Source organism: Salinibacterium sp. G-O1 (assembly GCF_030063305.1).
Lineage (GTDB): Bacteria > Actinomycetota > Actinomycetes > Actinomycetales > Microbacteriaceae > Rhodoglobus.
The window spans coordinates 1,012,800-1,029,435 of the sequence record NZ_JASISV010000002.1 but is presented as its reverse complement, the minus strand read 5'-3'; the positions used below and the strand labels follow the sequence as shown (position 1 = coordinate 1,029,435).

The following is a 16,636-nucleotide window of genomic DNA, read 5'->3' as shown; positions in this document are numbered from 1 at the left end:
GCGCGCTCAGGAGTTGTTGTGGCGCTTCGCGTCGGCGACGGTGTCTTTCGTCAGCATCATGGTGAGGATTGCCCCGTCGCGGACCACCTCGGTGAACCCGAGTCGCGACGCGAGCGCCAGTGACTTATCGTTTCGCGTGTCAACCAGGGCGAACATCCACTTCACATCCAGCTGGGTAAACAGCATGTCAATCACGGCGTGGACGGCTTCGGAGGCAAGACCGGAACCGCCGTGGGCCGACGAAAGGATCCAGCCGATCTCGGCGGACCGGAAATCGGGATGCACGGTGCGAAGGTGCACCGACAGGTCGCCGACGAGTTGACCGTCGTGCTCGATCGCTAGTGCAAGCAGGTCGTCTGCCTGAGCTAGTCGCGTGTGACTGGTGCGGTCTTTCAGATGCTGGAGTGACTCTGCGGGGTCGCGCAGCGGCCACGAGAGAAAGCGGATAACGCCCGGATCAGACTGGATCTGGTACCACGCGTCGGCATCCGAGAGGCTGTGCGGGCGAATGACGAGGCGTTCGGTGCGAATGGTCGGGGAGTCGAGCGGAGAGTCGACCCGCGGACCGCGCAACAGTCGCGGGGTGCGCAGTCCGAGCACAGAAAGACGGCGCCGAACTCGGCCAGACATGGGCGTGTCGCTGCCCACGCTTTCGCTGGCCGGACGACTCAGATTGAAGATCATTGAATTCATCGTAGGTAACAATTCTATGAATTCGATATGAACGCATGAACATGAGACAGCCTCGGGATCCACCGCTGCGCCGAAACATGCCCGTGACACGATTTCCGTACCATGGTGATATGTCACTCGAGCCGATCAATCCGCCACCTCGTCTGCTGATGGGGCCGGGCCCGATCAACGCAGATCCGCGGGTGTTGAGAGCGATGTCTGCGCAGTTGGTTGGCCAGTATGACCCGGCCATGACGGGGTATATGAACGAGACCATGGCGCTGTATCGCGACGTGTTTTCCACCACGAATGAGGCCACTCTCGTCGTGGATGGCACATCGAGGGCCGGAATCGAAGCTGCCTTTGTGAGCCTGATTCGGCCCGGCGATGTTGTGCTGATCCCGGTCTTTGGACGCTTCGGACACCTCCTGCGCGAGATTGCCGAACGCTGCCAGGCGGACGTTCGCGTGATCGAGCGAGAGTGGGGCACCGTCTTCACGGCGGCGGAGATCGAGGCTGCCATCGTGCAGCACAAGCCCGTGCTGCTCGGAATCGTCCACGGAGACACCTCGACGACCCTGGTGCAGCCCCTTGACGAGATCGGCCCGATCTGTGAGAAACACGGAGTGCTCTTCTACAGCGATGTGACGGCCTCGCTCGCCGGTAACACCTTCGAGACCGACGGCTGGGGGCTGGATGCCGTCACCTCCGGCCTGCAGAAATGCCTCGCTGGTCCTTCCGGAAGTTCACCCATTACGCTCTCGGCCCGCGCAGTCGAGGTCATCAACAGCCGCAAGAGTGTCGAGGCGGGCATCCGCTCCGAGGGGGACGCCGTCAGCGCGCATCCGATTCGCAGCAACTACTTCGATCTCAGCCAGATTCTCGACTACTGGGGCCCCAAGCGTCTCAACCACCACACCGAGGCCACCAGCATGCTGTACGCGGCACGTGAGTGCGCGCGACTGCTCGTTATCGAGGGCATGCCCCAGGCGGTCGAGCGGCACAGGATTCACGGTTCCGCGATGGCGGCGGGGCTCACCGGTCTCGGCCTGAAACTCTTTGGCGACCAGTCGGTGCGCATGAACAACGTGGTCGGCGTGTTCGTGCCCGACGGCATCGACCCGGATGGTGCACGCTCGACGATGCTCACCGACTACGGAATCGAGATCGGCACGTCGTTCGGCCCACTCGCGGGCAAGGTCTGGCGCATCGGCACCATGGGGTACAACGCTCGCCGCGACACGGTGCTGACGACGTTGGCAGCGCTCGAGCAGATGCTGCGCCGCGGCGGAATGACGGTCACGGCAGGCAGTGGAGTGGGCGCAGCATTGGATTCCTATGGTCACTGACGCCGCAGCCCGGCTGATCCTGGACCGCTGTGATGAACTCGCAGCTCTGTCGAGCGAACCCGATTTTCTCAAGCGCGTGCACCTCAGCCCGCAACATGCGGCCGCAAACGAACTCATTGCGGGGTGGATGTCTGAAGCCGGTCTGAAGACCTGGCAGGACGCCGCCGGCAATCAGTGCGGCCGGATGGAGGGCCGCGAGCCCGACCTTCCCGCCCTGCTGCTCGGATCGCACATCGACACGGTGCCGGACGCCGGCCGCTATGACGGGATGCTCGGGGTGCTGCTCGCCATCTCGGTTGCCGCCCGTATCGAGCCCGGCACGCTGCCATTCGCCCTCGAACTCGTCGCCTTCAGCGATGAGGAGGGCACCAGGTTTGGCACAGCGCTGCTCGGAAGCCGGGCGGTCGCAGGCACCTGGGACGACGAGTGGTGGAACCTGACCGACGACGACGGCATCACCCTCTTCGAGGCGTTTCAGGACTTCGGGCTGGATCCGGCGAGACTCCCCGGCGCATTTCGCCGCCCCGAGGAGCTCATCGGCTATCTCGAGGTGCACATCGAACAGGGCCCGATCCTCGAGGACGCGGGGCGCGAACTCGGGGTCGTGACATCCATTGCCGCTGCCAGGCGGCTGGAACTGAGGATGGTCGGCAAGGCCGGTCATGCCGGCGGCACACCGTTCGAACGCCGCCAGGACGCGCTGGTGGGTGCGAGTGAACTCGTGGTCGAGGTCGAGCGGTTGTCACGCGAACGTGGCGTCGTGGGCACCGTGGGCAAGCTCGAGGTGCATCCCGGCGGCGTGAACGTGATCCCCGGGCTGGTCGAATTCAGCCTCGACCTGCGCGCGGAGTTCGACGATGACCGTGACGAAGCGCTCAGGATCATCGACGAAGCTGGAAGGGCGATCGCCGACCGGCGCAGACTGGAATTCCATCGGCACGAGTTCTACCGTGCCGATGCCGTCGTCTGCGACCTCGACCTGCGTTCGGCTTTCGAGGCCGGAATTCGGGCCACCGGCGACGACGAGCCCATGGCTATGTGGAGTCGAGCAGGCCATGACGGTGTCGCCATCGTCGCGGTGACCCCGATCGCCATGCTGTTCCTGCGCTGCAAGGGCGGGGTGAGTCATCATCCCGACGAGTCGGTGACGGCCCGGGATGTCGCGGCTGCACTGACCGCCTTCGAGGCCGCGGTGCGAACTCTGGCAACCAGGGCTGGTTAGTTTCCCAGGTCGTAGTCCACGCCGTCCCACAGGTCGCCGCACTCGATCTCGGTCACATCATGCGCCGCCAGGTAGCGCCGTGCGCCGGTGTCTGCCTCGAGGCTGCTGGCTGCGGGCATCCAGTGGCCTGCCGAGAAGTAGACGGGATGAGCCGGCTGTCCGTGAACGACCGTCCGGCGCAGGCCGCCCGCGCCGTCCAGTACGCGCCGCACCACTGATGCGGGGAGCGTGGGGAGGTCGACCAGCGTCACCAGGGCTGCGTCTCCCGAGGCTGCGGCAAACCCCGCACGCAGCGACTCAGACATCCCCTGCTGCCAGCGCCGTGCCACCACAACCTCGGCGTCGCTCGGCGCGAGCAATCGAGCCTCCTGCGCCCGGGCACCGAGAACCACGACGACCCGGGAACACCCGCCGGCACGAAGCACCCGCGCGGCGATCTGCAGCCACGGCTCACCGGAGGGATGCCGCAGCAGCGCCTTGGGCACACCGGCGCGAGTTCCCGCTCCAGCGGCCAAAACGATGCCCGTCACATCGGGTCTCTGTGCCACTGTCATCGGTACAGTTATACACACGATGATTGATGCGACGGACGCCGACCTGCGTGCTGGCCTCAAGGCCAGTCTCGCCGTGCCGCGCTGGGTTGACGACGTCGCCTCCAACGCCCCCTTCGAAAATCTCGACGAGCTGCTGCTCGTCGCCTATGCCGAGGCGACGCCGCTGGCCGCCGAGGAGATCGACCAGGCCATCGCGCATCACCCGCGCATCGGCGAAAAGCTCACAGGCTCAGGCGCTGCGCAGACCTTCAGCCGAGCCGAGCAGGGCGACGCGTCGGAATTGGCCGACGAACTCGCGGCAGGCAACGCCGCATACGAGCAGGCGTTCGGTCGAGTGTTCATCATCAGGGCAGCAGGTCGCACCCGATCCGAAATCCTCGACGAGCTCAATCGCCGCCTGACACTGGATGCGGCGACCGAACTGCAGGTAGTGGGGGAACAGCTGCGCGACATCGCGTTGCTCAGGCTGAGGAAACTGTTCGGCGAGGAGGCCACGGCATGAGCCACGTAACTACTCACGTACTAGATTCGGGTCTCGGTGTGCCCGCCGCCGGCATTCTGGTGGCTCTGGCCGGCCCTACCGGGGAAGTCATTGCCTCGGGAGTGACCGACGCCGATGGCCGCGTCGCCGAGCTGGGCGAGGAAAAACTGCCGGCGGGCGACTACCGGCTCGAGTTCGAGACCGGACCCTATTTCACCCGCACGAGCCGGCGATCGTTCTACCCCAGGGTCACCGTCGACTTCATCGTGACCGACGCAGCGCATTACCACGTGCCGCTGCTTCTCAGCCCGTTCGCGTACTCCACCTACCGCGGCAGCTAGAGGGAACGCTCGCTACGACGCCAGGTCGACGAACGCCTGGGTGAGCGGCGGCCAGCCGAACACCAGCAGGGCGAGAACGTTGACCGCGGCCGTCACCCAAAAGATCGAGATGAATTCTTTCTTACGGTTCTTGTGACGCAGCACGCGCTGGGCGACCACAGCTCCTGGCCAGCCACCGAGTAACCCGAGGAGCAGAAGCCGAGCCTCGGAGATGCGCCACTGGCCCGTGGCAGCGGCCGACTTATCGAACGCGTATGCGGTGAAACATACGATGCTGAGCACGGCATACGAGATCCCTACCCAGATACCCAGACCGGCGAAGACGGTGAGCGCGACGAGGAGCAGGGGGAAGGCGATGACGGCGAGCCAGCCCAGGAGGTCGGATGCTCGCAATCTGACCCGCGGGATGGGCGCCGAAAACGCGGTCATTCCGGGCGGTGAGACGGTTACCGCCTTCGGCTTTCCGTTGGAGTCGATCTCGGTTCTGAATCGTACGGGGTCGCCCACGACCGGGCGAGGAAGTCCATGAGCGAAATCCCGGATGTGGACGAAGATCCGCGCGCCGCCGTCGGCGGGTTCAATGAAGCCGAAGCCGCGATCGTCTTTCCAGATGGTGAGGATTCCGTCACGGAACCCGACTGCGGCGGTCATCCTTCGACCCTAGCTTCTCCTTCAGGCAGAAAAGTTCAGTAGTCGGTGCGGTGCTCATGGGCGAGCCACGCATCGAACGGAGCGCTCGCGTTCTCGGGCCGCACCGATTCGACTGGCAGGTGCCAGGTGGAGCGATCGCTGGCGAAGAGTTCGTAGAATTCTCGATCGTCAAACCCACCTTCGGCCGCATCATGTCGGTCGGCCGCGTACACGACCCGATCGACCCTCGCCCACAACACGGCGGACAAACACAACGGACACGGCTCGCAGGATGTGTACAGCGTGGCTCCCGCGAGCGAAAAGTCGCCGACCGCCTGGCAGGCGGCACGAATGGCCACCACTTCGGCATGCGCGGTGGGATCGAGGTTAGCTGTCACACGATTCTGGCCCTCGGCGATGAGTTCACCGTCGCGAACAATTAATGCGCCGAACGGACCTCCGCCGGAGCGAACATTGCTGGTCGCGAGTTCGATGGTGCGCTCGAGCCACTGGGCGTCAGTGGGGTGGGCGTCTGCGGGCCGCGCGGTCATGCCAGCCCTGCCGATGCACGCCACGCATCGTGCGCTGGCGCCGCGTCATCCTGGAGCACCTGCGCCTCGATCAGGCCGTAAGGCCGGTCTGCCGCGATGAACACCTCGCCGGGGTTCTCGAGCCCGAACGGCGCGAGATCGACCACGAAGTGATGCTTGTTCGGCGCGGTCAGGCGAACCTCAACGATGGAGGGAATCTCTTCGATGACGGCCCTTCCCATGTGCCACAGCGTCTGCTGCAGCGCGAGCGACTGCAGCGTCGCGAATTCACGCACCATGATCGCCTTCACGCGAGGGTAAACGTCGTTCCAGTCGATATCGCTTGAGTCGAATCGCCATTTCGCCATGAGTGATGTGGCCATCACACGGTCTTTGGTCTCCTGCAGGGTCGTGTATTCGTCTTTGAGGAACCCAGCGAACTCGCTGCCGGTTGATTTCAGGATGACCAGATCTTTGAATCCACCGATCACGTACTCGCCCGTGGCATCGACGGTAACGGCGGCGGTGCGGGTTTCGCGGCCCGCACGCATCCACGTGTGGTCGTGGGGAACTCCGTCGACCACGGCGCGTTCCCACGCGTACTCCTCGATCTCGATGCGCGCGCCGTCGACTGGTTCAACGTCGCGCACGAAGTGTCGGGCGAGCTCGAGACCGTACCTCTCGATCGACTCGACGCCGTGCGACTTCGCAAAGGCGAACGCCGTGTTCTTCTGGGTGTCTGTGGGCAGCACGTTCGACTGGTCCCCGAGGAGGTGCGCGGGATCGAAGGGGCCACGCATTGCTGTCGATACGTTGAGGTCGTGAATCTCGTGACGAGCGCCGTCGCGGTAGATACGGACGACGCGGGATTCGGCCTTACCGTATTGCTGTTCACCCAGGATTATTGCCATACCCGGATTCTCTCAGAGTGGTGTTGCTGGTGTGTTTCGTCAGCGTGACAGCAATTGCCCGTGCGGTTCGCTGCCGATGGCTGCACCGCGCAGCCAGGCGCGTCGCACCACGCCGCGCAGTGCACGGCCGTCGTACGCGCTGACGGGGTTCTTGTGCAGCAGCTGCTGTGCGTCGACGGTAAAGGTGGCATCCGGTGCGAAGGCGACGAGGTCGGCGTCTGCCCCGACCTCGAGTCGGCCCTTGCGGCCGAGACCGACGAAGTCGGCCGGACCCCGCGACATCCACCCCACGACTTTCTCGAGGGGGATGCCCCGGCGCGACGCCTCGGTCCACACCGCCGAGAGCCCCAGCTGAAGGCCAGCGATGCCGCCCCAGGCCTGCCCGAAGTCCCCGTCGCCAGCGAATTTGAGCTCAGCCGTGCTGGGGGAGTGGTCGGTGACAACGATGTCGATGTCGCCGTCAGTCAGCGCCTGCCAGAGGGCGTCGCGATTGGTTGCATCACGGATCGGTGGGCAGCACTTGAACTGTGTTGCGCCGTCGGGGATGGCCTCCTCGACGATCGTGAGGTAGTGCGGGCATGTTTCGACGGTGATCGGAAGACCTTCGGCGCGTGCTGACCTCAGCGCTGGCAGCGCGGCCGCTGACGACAGGTGCAGGATGTGCGCTCGGGCCCCCGAACGGCGAACCCCGGCGATGACCCTCTCGATGGCGGTCGTCTCTGCTTCGTCGGGACGTGATTCGACGAAGGCGTGGTAACTGGCGCCACCCGTGTTCGCGTGGGCGTCGAGCACCGTGGGGTCTTCGGCATGCACGATGAGCACGCTGCTCAGGGCGGCAATCTCGTCGAGAGCCCGCGAGAGCTGTTCATCGTCGAGATGCTCGAACTCGTCGACTCCCGAAGGGGCCAGGAACGCCTTGAATCCGAAGACACCGGCGTCATGAAGTGATTTCAGGGAGCCAAGGTTGTCGGGCACTGCGCCGCCCCAGAATCCGGTGTCGACGCTCACTGTGGCGACAGCACGCTTGGCCTCGAGCGCGGCAGGCGTGGTGGTCGCGGGAATGCTGTTCAGCGGCATGTCGATGATGGTGGTGACACCGCCGGCTGCCGCCGCGATGGTGGCGCTCGTGAAGCCCTCCCATTCGGTGCGGCCAGGTTCGTTGACGTGCACGTGGGTGTCGACGAGCCCGGGGATCAGCACCTCATCCGCGGCGAGCGTGATGCAGCGCTCGCCGTCGAGCTGCCCGTCAGAGATTGCGGCGATGATGCCGGCGTCGACCCCGATCTCGGCCGGACGGAATTGTCCATCGATGAGTGCTGACGCTGCCCTGATAACCAACTCGAACCTCGGTGCCATCCGTCCATTATCCCGGGCACACGAACCCGGGCAGGCACGGCCGCTTCTGCGCGCGCCGGTAGAATCAGCCATGCCCGAGCCGACGATCGAATGCCCGAAACACATGCAATTCGGCCCCTGTGGCGGGGTGGAATTCGACGGCAGTTGCGAGGTATCCCCGCACCCCTGTGTGTTTCTCGACCTCCCGACTGTGCGGTGGCCAGGGTTGGCGCAACAATCATCGGCCCGGCCCTCGGCCGGTGCGGTCGTGATGAGGGAACTCATGCGCTCCAGGCCCATCGTGGTGGCAGACTTTCCCGCGCAGGCGATCGATGCTGAATCCATCGCCGAGTGCGCAGGGATCATGCGCGATTCGGTGGATGTGGTGCTCGCGGGGGATGCTGGCAACGCAAGGGTGCAGTTCCCGCCGGCGTATCGCGCCGCCCTCGTGATGGCCGCCGGGCTGCAGGTCTGGTCCGGATTCAACTGCCGTGACCGCAACCGGGTCGCGATGGAAGGCGAGCTTGCCGCGCTCCAGCATGCGGGAGTGGCAGGAGTGCATTGTGTGACGGGCGATCACACCGCAACCGGGCAGCGACCGGATGCCGCACCGGTGTTCGACCTCGACTCGACCCAGGCGGCATCCCTCGCCCGGTCGTTCGGGCATCTGGTCTCGGTGGCCGAAGCGCCGGCGACCCCGCCCACCGAGCGCCGGCCGGAGCGGCTGCTGGAGAAGACGCGGGCAGGTGCGGAGGTGTGCTTCGTCAATCACAGCGGCGGGGCTGCGCCCGTGGCCGACTTCATCGCCAGGTCGACGGTAATGGGGGTCGAGATGGCGTACATCCCGTGCGTGCCCTTAATCGTTGACAGGGGAAGCGCCGAGCTGCTGAAAACCTTCACGACCATGGTGCTGCCCGACGGCTACCTCGACCGGATCCTCGGCGCGCCAGACCCCTTCAGCGAGGGCATCGCCGCTGCCGTCGAGCTCAGTCGCGAGCTGCTTCAGATCGATGGGGTGGCTGGCATCAACCTGTCCGGTGGCGCGACCCCTGGCCGCTCTGCGTGGTTCGCGGAGGCGCTGGCTCGGACGTCGCGAGAGTTGGCGTGACACTCGGCGCGCACGCGATCAGGGCGAGGGCGCGATAGCGTCACGCTGGGCGCGCAGCCCAGCGATCTGCGTGGGGCCGGAGCCGCAGCATCCACCGATCAGCCGGGCACCCGCAGCGACCCACCGCGCCACCATCGCGGGATCATCGGCAGGAATAGACTCACCCTCCCAATGCGCGTCGGCCGCGCTCCATGACTGTCCGCCGTTCGCGTACGCGACCAGGGGAAGCTCGGTGACTGTCGCCGCGCGTTCGAGCAGCGGCCCGATGAGACGGGGGTCTGTGCAGTTGACCCCCACGGCCATGATGCCCGGGATCCCGGCGGCCACGGCCACGGCGTCCTCGATGCGGTCGCCCCCGGCCGTGTGCTTGTCATCCCGGCAGACGAAGGCCACCCAGGACGGCACCGACGCGACCGCGGCGATCGCGGCCGCGATGGCCCGCGCCTCGACGATGCTCGGAATAGTCTCAACGGCCAGCAGGTCCGGAGTCGATTCGACGAGAAGCTCCAGACGGCGCAGGTGGAAGTCGCGCAGCTCCGCCGCGTCGATGTCATAGTCGCCGCGGTACTCGGAGCCGTCCGCGAGGGTAGCGCCGTAAGGACCCACGGACGCCGCGACGAGGGCGGGGGAACCGTGCCGGCGCACGGCCTCCTGGGCCAGCATCGTGGTCGAGACCAGTGCGTCCTCTGCCGCAGATCGGGTGAGCCCCATTGCCTCGGGGCCGGCGACGCTCGCCTGGTAGCTCGCCGTGATGATCACCTCGGCACCGGCGTTTAGGTACGAGAGGTGGGCCTCGATGAGCGCCTCCGGCGACTCGGTGATGAGTCGGCCGGTCCACAGGGGATGCCGCAGATCGAATCCCTGGGCATCCAGCACCGTCGACAGCCCGCCGTCAAGAACGGTGAAAGGGCGGTGGAGGATCACCCCTGAATCCTGTCAGGTCATTCGGGCTTGCGCAGGTGCAGCACCGGGGCTTTCCAGCGTCGACGCAGCCAGCGATCGTGACTGGCGACCACTACGGCGCCGGGGAAGGTTCCGAGCGCATCCTCAAGCTCGGTCGCCAGCGTCAACGAGAGGTGGTTGGTGGGTTCGTCCAGCAGCAGCAGGTGGGGCGGCCTGGCGATGATCAGGGCCAGGGCCGTCCGGCGCTGCTGGCCGATGGAGAGCACGCCAACCGGGCGGTCGAGTTCGCGCTCACTGAGCAGGCCCAGCGCCGACAGTGGGGTGGATTCCGCCCGCTCGTCACCGAGGTAGCGCATGTACAGGGCACGCGGGGTCACGCGCGGGTCGCTCCAGCGCACATCCTGTTCCAGCAGCGCGAACCGGGTGCCCTCGCGGCGGGTGAGCTGGCCGGAGTCAGGGCGAATACGACCGGCGAGCAAACCCAGGAGGGTCGACTTGCCCGCGCCGTTGGGGCCGAGCACGAGTAACCGCTCCTGCGGGTGGATCGACAGCGAGTCGATCGCCAACCGGGAGCCCACGCGCACGTCGTGCACTTCGAGCAGGGGTTCGGTCTCGTCCTCGGAGGTCCCGTCGGTTGCTATTCCGGCAAAGGTCAGACGCTCCGGAGGCTCCTCGACGCGAGACTCCTCCAGCTCGTGGATGCGGCCGCGGGCGTCACGCAGCCGCTGAGCCACCTGCTTCTCGACCTTGCCGCCCTTGAATTTGGAGGCGAGCTTGTCGTTGTCGCGGGCGCCGCGGGTGTGAGTGGAGGCCATCCCGCTGACGGCCACGACCTCCTCGAGCGCGGTGAGCTCGGCCTCGTCGTTGGCGAACTGTGCTTCCCACCGACGGCGGTCCGCGGCCTTCTGCGCGAGGTAGGCGGTGAACGTCCCGCCGCGCGAGGTGCCGCCGAACCGGGTGGCGCCCTTCTTCGACGAATCGATGTCGATGAGGTCTGTCGCGACCTCGTCGAGGAACGCCCGGTCGTGACAGGCGAAAATGACGACACCCTTCCACTCGATGAGGGTCTGCTCGAGGAAGGTCACGGTCGTGTCGTCGAGGTGGTTCGTCGGTTCGTCCAGCAGCACGGCCGTCGGCTTGCCCAGCAGCAGTGCGGCGAGGGCGAACCTGGATCGTTGACCGCCCGAGACATCCCCGATGGGGGTGTCGAGCGGGATGCCGGCAACCCCAAGGCCGGTGAGCAACTCGTCGCGGCGCCTGTCGATGGCCCAGACTTCCGTCGCATCCGCGAGCTGGAGTGTCTCGGCGTAGCGCGCCTCTGCGGTGGGATCCGTGGTCATCGCTGCCGCGGCATCCTGCAGCCTGGACTCGATGCCCCTGAAGTAGCTGATGCCCGATTCGATGATCGCCGAGAGCGGTTTGGCGGGATTGATCCGCACTTCCTGCTCGAGCAGCCCGGTGCGCCTCGGGCGCACCAGCGTGCCTTTATCGGCACGCTCGACGCCGGCGAGGATGCGCAGCAGTGTTGACTTGCCGGCTCCGTTCTCGCCCAGAAGGCCGATGCGCTGGCCGGCGCTCGCCGTCACATTGATGTCGGAGAGCACGGCATGGTCGCCGTAGGCATGGGAGATGTCACGGGCGCGCAGCGCGATGACGGTTTTGGATGACACGGTTTGAAGTCCTGTTCGTGTGAACGAATCCCGCCGGGCTTAGCCACGGACGCGGGAATGGCAGGAGTCACAAGTTCACTGCGTTAGCTTACGTGGCCAAGCCCGGCTTGTCGACCCGGGGCCGCGCCCGCGATGTTCAGGACTCCTGCAGTTTGGGGTGCGCTCCGACACGCAACCCCGGAAATCCGGGCACTGGCGATGCTCGGGATGCCGATGTGCAGGAGTTATGAACCGGGAGTGGCTAGCTGTCAGCCGGCGAGGTAACTCGACACCCAGCTCCCGTCGACGAGCGTGAACTCCTCGCGACGGGAGGCGGTCTCGGGATCGCTGCTCCAGAACGTGAGGCGCGAGGGCTTCACGACGAACCCGATCCAGGTGGTCGGCGGCGTGTCGGGCAGCTCGAAGGATGCCCATTGCGCGCGTCGCTCGTCCAGGGGAAGTTGGGCGAACTCGCGCGAGTTCAGCCACGCGAGCTGTTTCAGGTAGGGGGAGCGGGCCGCAAACGCCGCGGCGAGCTCAAGCGGCGGGGCAACCTCGGCCACGCCCTGCACGACAAGCTGCCGCGTGAATCCGGGCCAGAGGAAGGTGAGCGCCACGGCGGGATTCGCCGAAATGTCCGCAACCTTCCGCGATCGCGAGTCGGTGTGGAAGTAGAGACCCTGATCGTCGAATTCGCTCAGCAGTACGGTGCGCGCATCCGGTGATCCTGCCGCAGAAACCGTAGACAGGATCATCTGCGGGCGCTCCGGACTTTCGTTCGCCGGCAGCCACTCGTCGAGTAGCGGAAATGTCACTTGTTGAACCTGGCGATCTCGGAAAGCTCGGCGACTCCCTTGTCGATGGAGCGCTCCACCAGCTCGGCGCCCCAGGCCGCGTTGGCGCCCGTGGCGTCTCCGATGACTCCCGATGGCCCGAAGTCGTCCGAGGCCCAGCCGAAAGCGACCGCGCCCCCATTGAATTTGATGTGCTTGAAGTCGGCGAGTTGGTCAGGAACCCAGCGTTCCGCGAGCGAAAGGTCGACCAGTTCCGGCCGGAGCGCCATCACGATAGACGTCTCCGCGTGACCGCCGTGGATGCCGAAGCCGCGCTCGTCTGGTCCGTTGACGCCGTCGCCCGCGGCCACCGCGGCGCCCATGAGGAAGGTGCGCAGCCCGTACTTGATGTGCAGTTCGCGCAGCGCCACCATCAGCAGGGCCGTGTTTCCGCCGTGCCCGTTGTAGAACACAAGGGTCTTTGCCGGGGTGGCCGCGATCGACTCGCCGATGTCAAGCAGGGTTCGCATCATGGTGTCCCAGCTAATCCACACGGTGCCGACGGCCCAGTGGTGTTCGTTCGACTTCGTGTAGGCGAGGGGCGCGAGCCTCCAGACGTCGAGGCCGGAGGCGACTGCCGCATCCACCACCTTCGACGATAGGAGGTCGGCCATGATCAGGTCGGTGGCGAGCGGCAGGTGCGGCCCATGATGCTCGATGGCGCCGGTGGGCAGCACGATGATCGAATCTGCCGTGAGAATGGATGCCGCAGCCGGGCCCGAGAGCTCCGCGAGTTCGCGCGCGCTCATGCCTGGCTCCCGGTCGAGACGAGTGGCTTCGCCTGAAGCTTTCCGGGATTGAGCAGACCATCCGGGTCCGTGAATGCCGCAGTCTGCGCTGTGCGCTCAGGCTCGTAGTCGACGTTCCACTGGTGCGGATTGTGAAATCCGACGCCGAGAGCGGTGAGCCGTTCGAACCCCGCCACGACCTCATCGGCCGAGCGGTATTCACCGGCGAGCATGCCGATCGGGCGACCCTTCTGCGCTTCGATGTGCAGCATTCCTCCCGGGTACACGGCGTGCACTTCGTCGATGCGGTCGATCAGGGCGTCGCCAGCGACCTCCACGTGGAAGTAAGTGTTGGGGTAGGACTTCTGAAGCCATTCGATCGGGTGGTTGTAGCTCATCATGCTGATCTTCATCGACGTCTGCGCGCCTTCGCGAACGTCGTCGACGCGTCCCCCCGCATCTTCGACGAGTTTTCGGGCGGCATCGATGGATGCCACATCCAGGATTGCCCGCAGCGACGCCCGGTCAGTGGGGATCCCGGGATCGGCCGGAAGCGCGTTGGCCAGAGTGGCCATGTCTGCAGACACCAGCCGCGGTGTCGGCTCGAGGTCGGCGAACGGACGGATTACCGACAGTGCCTGCTCGAAAGTGTCGAAGCTGGCGAAGAATCCCTGCCATTCCTGCAGCGGCTCAAGTGCGACGGTGGCGCGCGCGATGATCCCGGCGGTTCCGTAGTTGTGGATGTACGGCTCGGCGGCTTGGCCGTCGACGTGTAGCAGCTCGGCGTCCGGCATGGCGTGCACGACGTCGAGAGCACGCACGAAGCCGTGGTGCAGCATCCCGTGCTTTATCGACCCCGTGCCGCCTGAACCGCCCGAGATGAAGCCGCCGAGCGACGATTGTGCGGTCGACGGGTACATCAGAATTTGCTGGCCGGCCTTGTTCGCTGCGAGCTCGAGCGACACCATGGTTGCGCCGGCCTCCGCGGTGATGAAACCATCGCCGACCTCGACGATGGCGCGAGCGCGGCTCATGTCGAGCACGAGCCCGCCAGACATTGGGATCGCCTGGCCGTAGTTTCCTGTGCCCTTTCCGCGAGGGGTGATGGGCACACCGTGGCGCACGGAGGCGGCGATCGTTGCCGCGATCTCGTCGGCGCTCGCCGGGTACGCAACGAGGTCGGCGAGTCCGAGCGGCAGCAATTCGCTGATCACCGGCGACATGCGCGAGCCGTCGATGGAGGCGCGCTCGCGGGCGGCGAGTTCGACGCTCACACCCTTCTCGCCCAGAAGATCGAGAAGTTCGACGTGAAGTTCGGCGTGGGAGGTCATCGGTGGGTCCTGTGTTCCTTTTGGTACGAGGGGGAGATTCAGTGCATGACCATCCCGCCGGTGACGTTGACCGCCTGGCCGGTGAGATAGTCGGCGTCGGATGACGCGAGAAAAAGTGCGACGGCTGCGACATCCTGTGCCTGCCCGAGTCGACCCAGTGGTGAATATGTTGACCAGGTGTCGATGTCGTCCTGGGTGCGGGTCGCCGCGCCCATGTCGGTCAGGATGTAACCGGGGCACAGCGAGTTTGCCGTGATCCCGTGGCAGCCCCATTCGAGTGCAGCCTGCCGGGTCAGCCCGACGACTGCTGCTTTCGATGCCGGATACGCGCCCTCACCGGCGCCACCCTTCTTGGCGGCCATGCTCGCCAGGTTGACGATCTTGCCACCGTGACCGGCGGCGATCATCGAGCGGACGCACACCTGCATGGTGGTCAGCATCGCCCTGGTGTTGATCGAGAAGGTCTCGTTCCAGTCCTGCACGGTCAGGTCGAGCAGCGGTGTGAAGCGCAGGATGCCTGCGCTGTTGACGAGCACATCGACGCCGCCCAGCGCGGTGATGGCCGACTGTGTCACGGCCGCTGTGGCGACGGGGTCGAGCAGGTCGATCCCGTGAAAAGTTCCGCCGATTGAGGCGGCACGTGTGGTGCCGTCGTCCACCAGCCTGTCGAGGATGGCGACGGTGGCGCCTTCGCCGGCGAAGCGGCTGGCGATTTCGCCACCGATACCGCGAGCCCCGCCAGTGACGATGACACGTTTGCCGCTGAGGCGCTGTGTGGGGGTCACTGGCGGGGTCATCATTCGGTTCTCAGATCGAGGCTCGGGGCCTAGAGGCCGATCGCCGGGTCGATGAACTCGTTGGTGTAGATATCTGTGGCGACCAGACCAGCAGCCGGAACATTGCCGATCCCCTCAAACACCGGGATCGCGAGTTCGAGAAAGTCCGACATGCGGGTCTCGTCGAAGTCTCCGAGCGTGTCGTTCGGGCCGTTTCCGACCAACCCATCGTCGATCATGGTGGTGACCGAGTAATCAGCAACGCCCTGCGAGTAGACCCATCCGGTGTCGAACTGGTCGACGAGGTCGAGAACGAGTGCGTTGGTCGCGGTGGGGTCTGTGAAGTAGTCGACCTCGGCCTGCTGCAGCACTGGCACCAGTGCGGTGAGGCACGGCGTCATCTCCTCGAAGTCTGCGGCACGGACCGAGACAGCGGAGGAGTAGATGTCCCAGCCAGCGGCGGAGATGTAGTCGTAGGCGACTGGCTTGGACCAGTCGGCGACATCGTTCAGGTAGACGTACGGCTCGGCGGAACCGAAGCCCTGCTGTGCATCCTTACCGCCTGCTGCCACGAAGTTCGCGGGGCTGCCGTCGTAGCTTCCGTCGACGACGCTCGCGTCGAGCTGGCCATCGCTCATCAGGTATTCCATGTATGCAGCGCCGCCGAAGTAGCGAACCACTCCGCCGTCGCCCGCAAGTGCGGTGCCGAGGCTCGCGATGTCGGTCACGTCCGGGTAGGTGGACGGATCCCACATGAGCATCTGCGGGGTCTTGTCGAGCGGGGCGAACACTCCCACGGTCGGGAAGTCTGCCGACAACTGGATTGCCTCATCGGTGCTGACGTATCCCAGGGTGATGTCGTCATCCGAGTACATCTGGCTGGTGACCGTGGCGTATCCGATGGCGGGTCCGCCCGACCGCACCTCCACGTTCACTCCGGTGTACTCTCCCGTGGCCATCAGGGGGCCGGAGACCGACTTCTGGTCGGAGTTAACGGTGTAGTCGGCGCCAAGCAACTCATAGAGGTGAGCGTGTTCAGCCTCGGGGTTCCAGTCTGTCTGGATCACGATGTTGGCCGGGCATCCTGCCGCAGCGAGGTTGACCGAGCCAATGGCGAGATCGGTGACGGGGGCATCGCCGCTCTGGGTGCCGGCGCTGCAGGCGCTGAGCGTCACGACGGTGGCTACCGTCATGGCCGCGGCCAATGTGGTGCGGGAACGGGTGATGTGCATGTTCGTCTCCTTCAGTTGTTGCTGCTGTGTTGGGTGCAGGGTGAACGGGTT

General features: G+C 65.7%; 18 protein-coding genes. 5 read left to right on the top strand and 13 right to left on the bottom strand.

The genetic code is table 11. The annotated features are described in order from the left end of the window. Nucleotides 1–6: 6 nt before the first annotated feature. Nucleotides 7–684, bottom strand: coding sequence for a GNAT family N-acetyltransferase (locus QMG83_RS11415; RefSeq protein WP_283505479.1), 678 nt, complete (start codon nucleotides 682–684; stop codon nucleotides 7–9). A gap of 119 nt (nucleotides 685–803) precedes the next feature. Between QMG83_RS11415 and QMG83_RS11410 the strand changes: the two genes are divergently transcribed. Together QMG83_RS11410 and QMG83_RS11405 are read left to right on the top strand one after the other, a co-directional pair. Continuing rightward, a complete protein-coding gene (locus QMG83_RS11410) occupies nucleotides 804–2,021 on the top strand; it encodes a pyridoxal-phosphate-dependent aminotransferase family protein (protein WP_283505478.1) in 1,218 nt (405 codons plus the stop codon). Next, nucleotides 2,011–3,243 carry an allantoate amidohydrolase gene (locus QMG83_RS11405; protein ID WP_283505477.1) on the top strand — a complete coding sequence of 411 codons (1,233 nt, stop codon included), beginning with the start codon at nucleotides 2,011–2,013 and terminating at the stop codon, nucleotides 3,241–3,243. The genes QMG83_RS11410 and QMG83_RS11405 overlap by 11 nt, the downstream gene beginning before the upstream one ends. On the opposite strand, the gene QMG83_RS11400 is transcribed toward QMG83_RS11405, so the two are convergent. Further along, complete coding sequence (locus tag QMG83_RS11400) at nucleotides 3,240–3,797, bottom strand: nucleotidyltransferase family protein (protein WP_283505476.1); 558 nt, start codon at nucleotides 3,795–3,797, stop codon at nucleotides 3,240–3,242. The two genes, QMG83_RS11405 and QMG83_RS11400, sit on opposite strands and share 4 nt — an antisense overlap. Nucleotides 3,798–3,816: 19 nt before the next feature. Between QMG83_RS11400 and QMG83_RS11395 the strand changes: the two genes are divergently transcribed. Both QMG83_RS11395 and uraH read left to right on the top strand, forming a co-directional pair. Further along, nucleotides 3,817–4,299 (top strand): 2-oxo-4-hydroxy-4-carboxy-5-ureidoimidazoline decarboxylase, encoded by a 483-nt coding sequence (locus QMG83_RS11395; RefSeq protein WP_283505475.1) that lies wholly within the window; start codon nucleotides 3,817–3,819, stop codon nucleotides 4,297–4,299. Then, nucleotides 4,296–4,619: a hydroxyisourate hydrolase gene (gene uraH / locus QMG83_RS11390; protein ID WP_283505474.1), complete on the top strand. Its 324-nt coding sequence runs from the start codon at nucleotides 4,296–4,298 to the stop codon at nucleotides 4,617–4,619. The genes QMG83_RS11395 and uraH overlap by 4 nt, the downstream gene beginning before the upstream one ends. 12 nt (nucleotides 4,620–4,631) lie before the next feature. Here the strand turns inward: uraH and QMG83_RS11385 are convergent, their stop codons facing one another. The 4 genes from QMG83_RS11385 to allB are packed head-to-tail and all read right to left on the bottom strand — an operon-like array spanning nucleotide 4,632 to nucleotide 8,046. Continuing rightward, nucleotides 4,632–5,270: a DUF1294 domain-containing protein gene (locus tag QMG83_RS11385; protein ID WP_283505473.1), complete on the bottom strand. Its 639-nt coding sequence runs from the start codon at nucleotides 5,268–5,270 to the stop codon at nucleotides 4,632–4,634. 35 nt (nucleotides 5,271–5,305) lie between these two features. After that, a complete protein-coding gene (locus tag QMG83_RS11380) occupies nucleotides 5,306–5,800 on the bottom strand; it encodes a nucleoside deaminase (RefSeq protein ID WP_283505472.1) in 495 nt (164 codons plus the stop codon). Continuing rightward, complete coding sequence (pucL, locus tag QMG83_RS11375; RefSeq protein ID WP_283505471.1) at nucleotides 5,797–6,690, bottom strand: factor-independent urate hydroxylase; 894 nt, start codon at nucleotides 6,688–6,690, stop codon at nucleotides 5,797–5,799. The genes QMG83_RS11380 and pucL overlap by 4 nt, the downstream gene beginning before the upstream one ends. A 39-nt stretch (nucleotides 6,691–6,729) precedes the next feature. Further along, a complete protein-coding gene (gene allB, locus QMG83_RS11370; protein ID WP_283505470.1) occupies nucleotides 6,730–8,046 on the bottom strand; it encodes an allantoinase AllB in 1,317 nt (438 codons plus the stop codon). Nucleotides 8,047–8,116: 70 nt separating this feature from the next. On the opposite strand from allB, the gene QMG83_RS11365 reads away from it, so the two are divergent. Beyond that, a complete protein-coding gene (locus tag QMG83_RS11365) occupies nucleotides 8,117–9,133 on the top strand; it encodes a methylenetetrahydrofolate reductase C-terminal domain-containing protein (RefSeq protein ID WP_283505469.1) in 1,017 nt (338 codons plus the stop codon). Between the two features lie 18 nt (nucleotides 9,134–9,151). Here the strand turns inward: QMG83_RS11365 and mmuM are convergent, their stop codons facing one another. From mmuM to QMG83_RS11330, 7 genes are all read right to left on the bottom strand, one after another. Further along, nucleotides 9,152–10,057, bottom strand: a complete 906-nt coding sequence (gene mmuM, locus QMG83_RS11360) for a homocysteine S-methyltransferase (RefSeq protein ID WP_283505468.1) — start codon at nucleotides 10,055–10,057, stop codon at nucleotides 9,152–9,154. 17 nt (nucleotides 10,058–10,074) lie between these two features. Continuing rightward, the gene (locus tag QMG83_RS11355; protein ID WP_283505467.1) at nucleotides 10,075–11,706 is read right to left on the bottom strand and encodes an ABC-F family ATP-binding cassette domain-containing protein; all 1,632 of its coding nucleotides are present in this window, start codon (nucleotides 11,704–11,706) and stop codon (nucleotides 10,075–10,077) included. Nucleotides 11,707–11,954: 248 nt separating this feature from the next. Continuing rightward, nucleotides 11,955–12,500 carry a pyridoxine/pyridoxamine 5'-phosphate oxidase gene (locus QMG83_RS11350; protein WP_283505466.1) on the bottom strand — a complete coding sequence of 182 codons (546 nt, stop codon included), beginning with the start codon at nucleotides 12,498–12,500 and terminating at the stop codon, nucleotides 11,955–11,957. Continuing rightward, nucleotides 12,497–13,267, bottom strand: coding sequence for a creatininase family protein (locus QMG83_RS11345; protein WP_283505465.1), 771 nt, complete (start codon nucleotides 13,265–13,267; stop codon nucleotides 12,497–12,499). The genes QMG83_RS11350 and QMG83_RS11345 overlap by 4 nt, the downstream gene beginning before the upstream one ends. Next, the gene (locus QMG83_RS11340; protein WP_283505464.1) at nucleotides 13,264–14,577 is read right to left on the bottom strand and encodes an FAD-binding oxidoreductase; all 1,314 of its coding nucleotides are present in this window, start codon (nucleotides 14,575–14,577) and stop codon (nucleotides 13,264–13,266) included. The genes QMG83_RS11345 and QMG83_RS11340 overlap by 4 nt, the downstream gene beginning before the upstream one ends. Before the next feature lie 38 nt (nucleotides 14,578–14,615). Beyond that, entirely contained in the window at nucleotides 14,616–15,362 is a 747-nt protein-coding gene (locus tag QMG83_RS11335) for an SDR family NAD(P)-dependent oxidoreductase (protein WP_283505463.1), read from the bottom strand. A 41-nt stretch (nucleotides 15,363–15,403) separates the two neighbouring features. Continuing rightward, nucleotides 15,404–16,585 (bottom strand): ABC transporter substrate-binding protein, encoded by a 1,182-nt coding sequence (locus QMG83_RS11330; protein WP_283505462.1) that lies wholly within the window; start codon nucleotides 16,583–16,585, stop codon nucleotides 15,404–15,406. Nucleotides 16,586–16,636: the final 51 nt, after the last annotated feature.

Coding starts and splice junctions, on each gene's coding strand:
- QMG83_RS11415 (WP_283505479.1), bottom strand. CDS start 684: ATGATCTTCAATCTGAGTCGTCCGGCCAGCGAAAGCGTGGGCAGCGAC.
- QMG83_RS11410 (WP_283505478.1), top strand. CDS start 804: ATGTCACTCGAGCCGATCAATCCGCCACCTCGTCTGCTGATGGGGCCG.
- QMG83_RS11405 (WP_283505477.1), top strand. CDS start 2,011: ATGGTCACTGACGCCGCAGCCCGGCTGATCCTGGACCGCTGTGATGAA.
- QMG83_RS11400 (WP_283505476.1), bottom strand. CDS start 3,797: ATGACAGTGGCACAGAGACCCGATGTGACGGGCATCGTTTTGGCCGCT.
- QMG83_RS11395 (WP_283505475.1), top strand. CDS start 3,817: ATGATTGATGCGACGGACGCCGACCTGCGTGCTGGCCTCAAGGCCAGT.
- uraH (WP_283505474.1), top strand. CDS start 4,296: ATGAGCCACGTAACTACTCACGTACTAGATTCGGGTCTCGGTGTGCCC.
- QMG83_RS11385 (WP_283505473.1), bottom strand. CDS start 5,270: ATGACCGCCGCAGTCGGGTTCCGTGACGGAATCCTCACCATCTGGAAA.
- QMG83_RS11380 (WP_283505472.1), bottom strand. CDS start 5,800: ATGACCGCGCGGCCCGCAGACGCCCACCCCACTGACGCCCAGTGGCTC.
- pucL (WP_283505471.1), bottom strand. CDS start 6,690: ATGGCAATAATCCTGGGTGAACAGCAATACGGTAAGGCCGAATCCCGC.
- allB (WP_283505470.1), bottom strand. CDS start 8,046: ATGGCACCGAGGTTCGAGTTGGTTATCAGGGCAGCGTCAGCACTCATC.
- QMG83_RS11365 (WP_283505469.1), top strand. CDS start 8,117: ATGCCCGAGCCGACGATCGAATGCCCGAAACACATGCAATTCGGCCCC.
- QMG83_RS11345 (WP_283505465.1), bottom strand. CDS start 13,267: ATGAGCGCGCGCGAACTCGCGGAGCTCTCGGGCCCGGCTGCGGCATCC.
- QMG83_RS11340 (WP_283505464.1), bottom strand. CDS start 14,577: ATGACCTCCCACGCCGAACTTCACGTCGAACTTCTCGATCTTCTGGGC.
- QMG83_RS11330 (WP_283505462.1), bottom strand. CDS start 16,585: ATGCACATCACCCGTTCCCGCACCACATTGGCCGCGGCCATGACGGTA.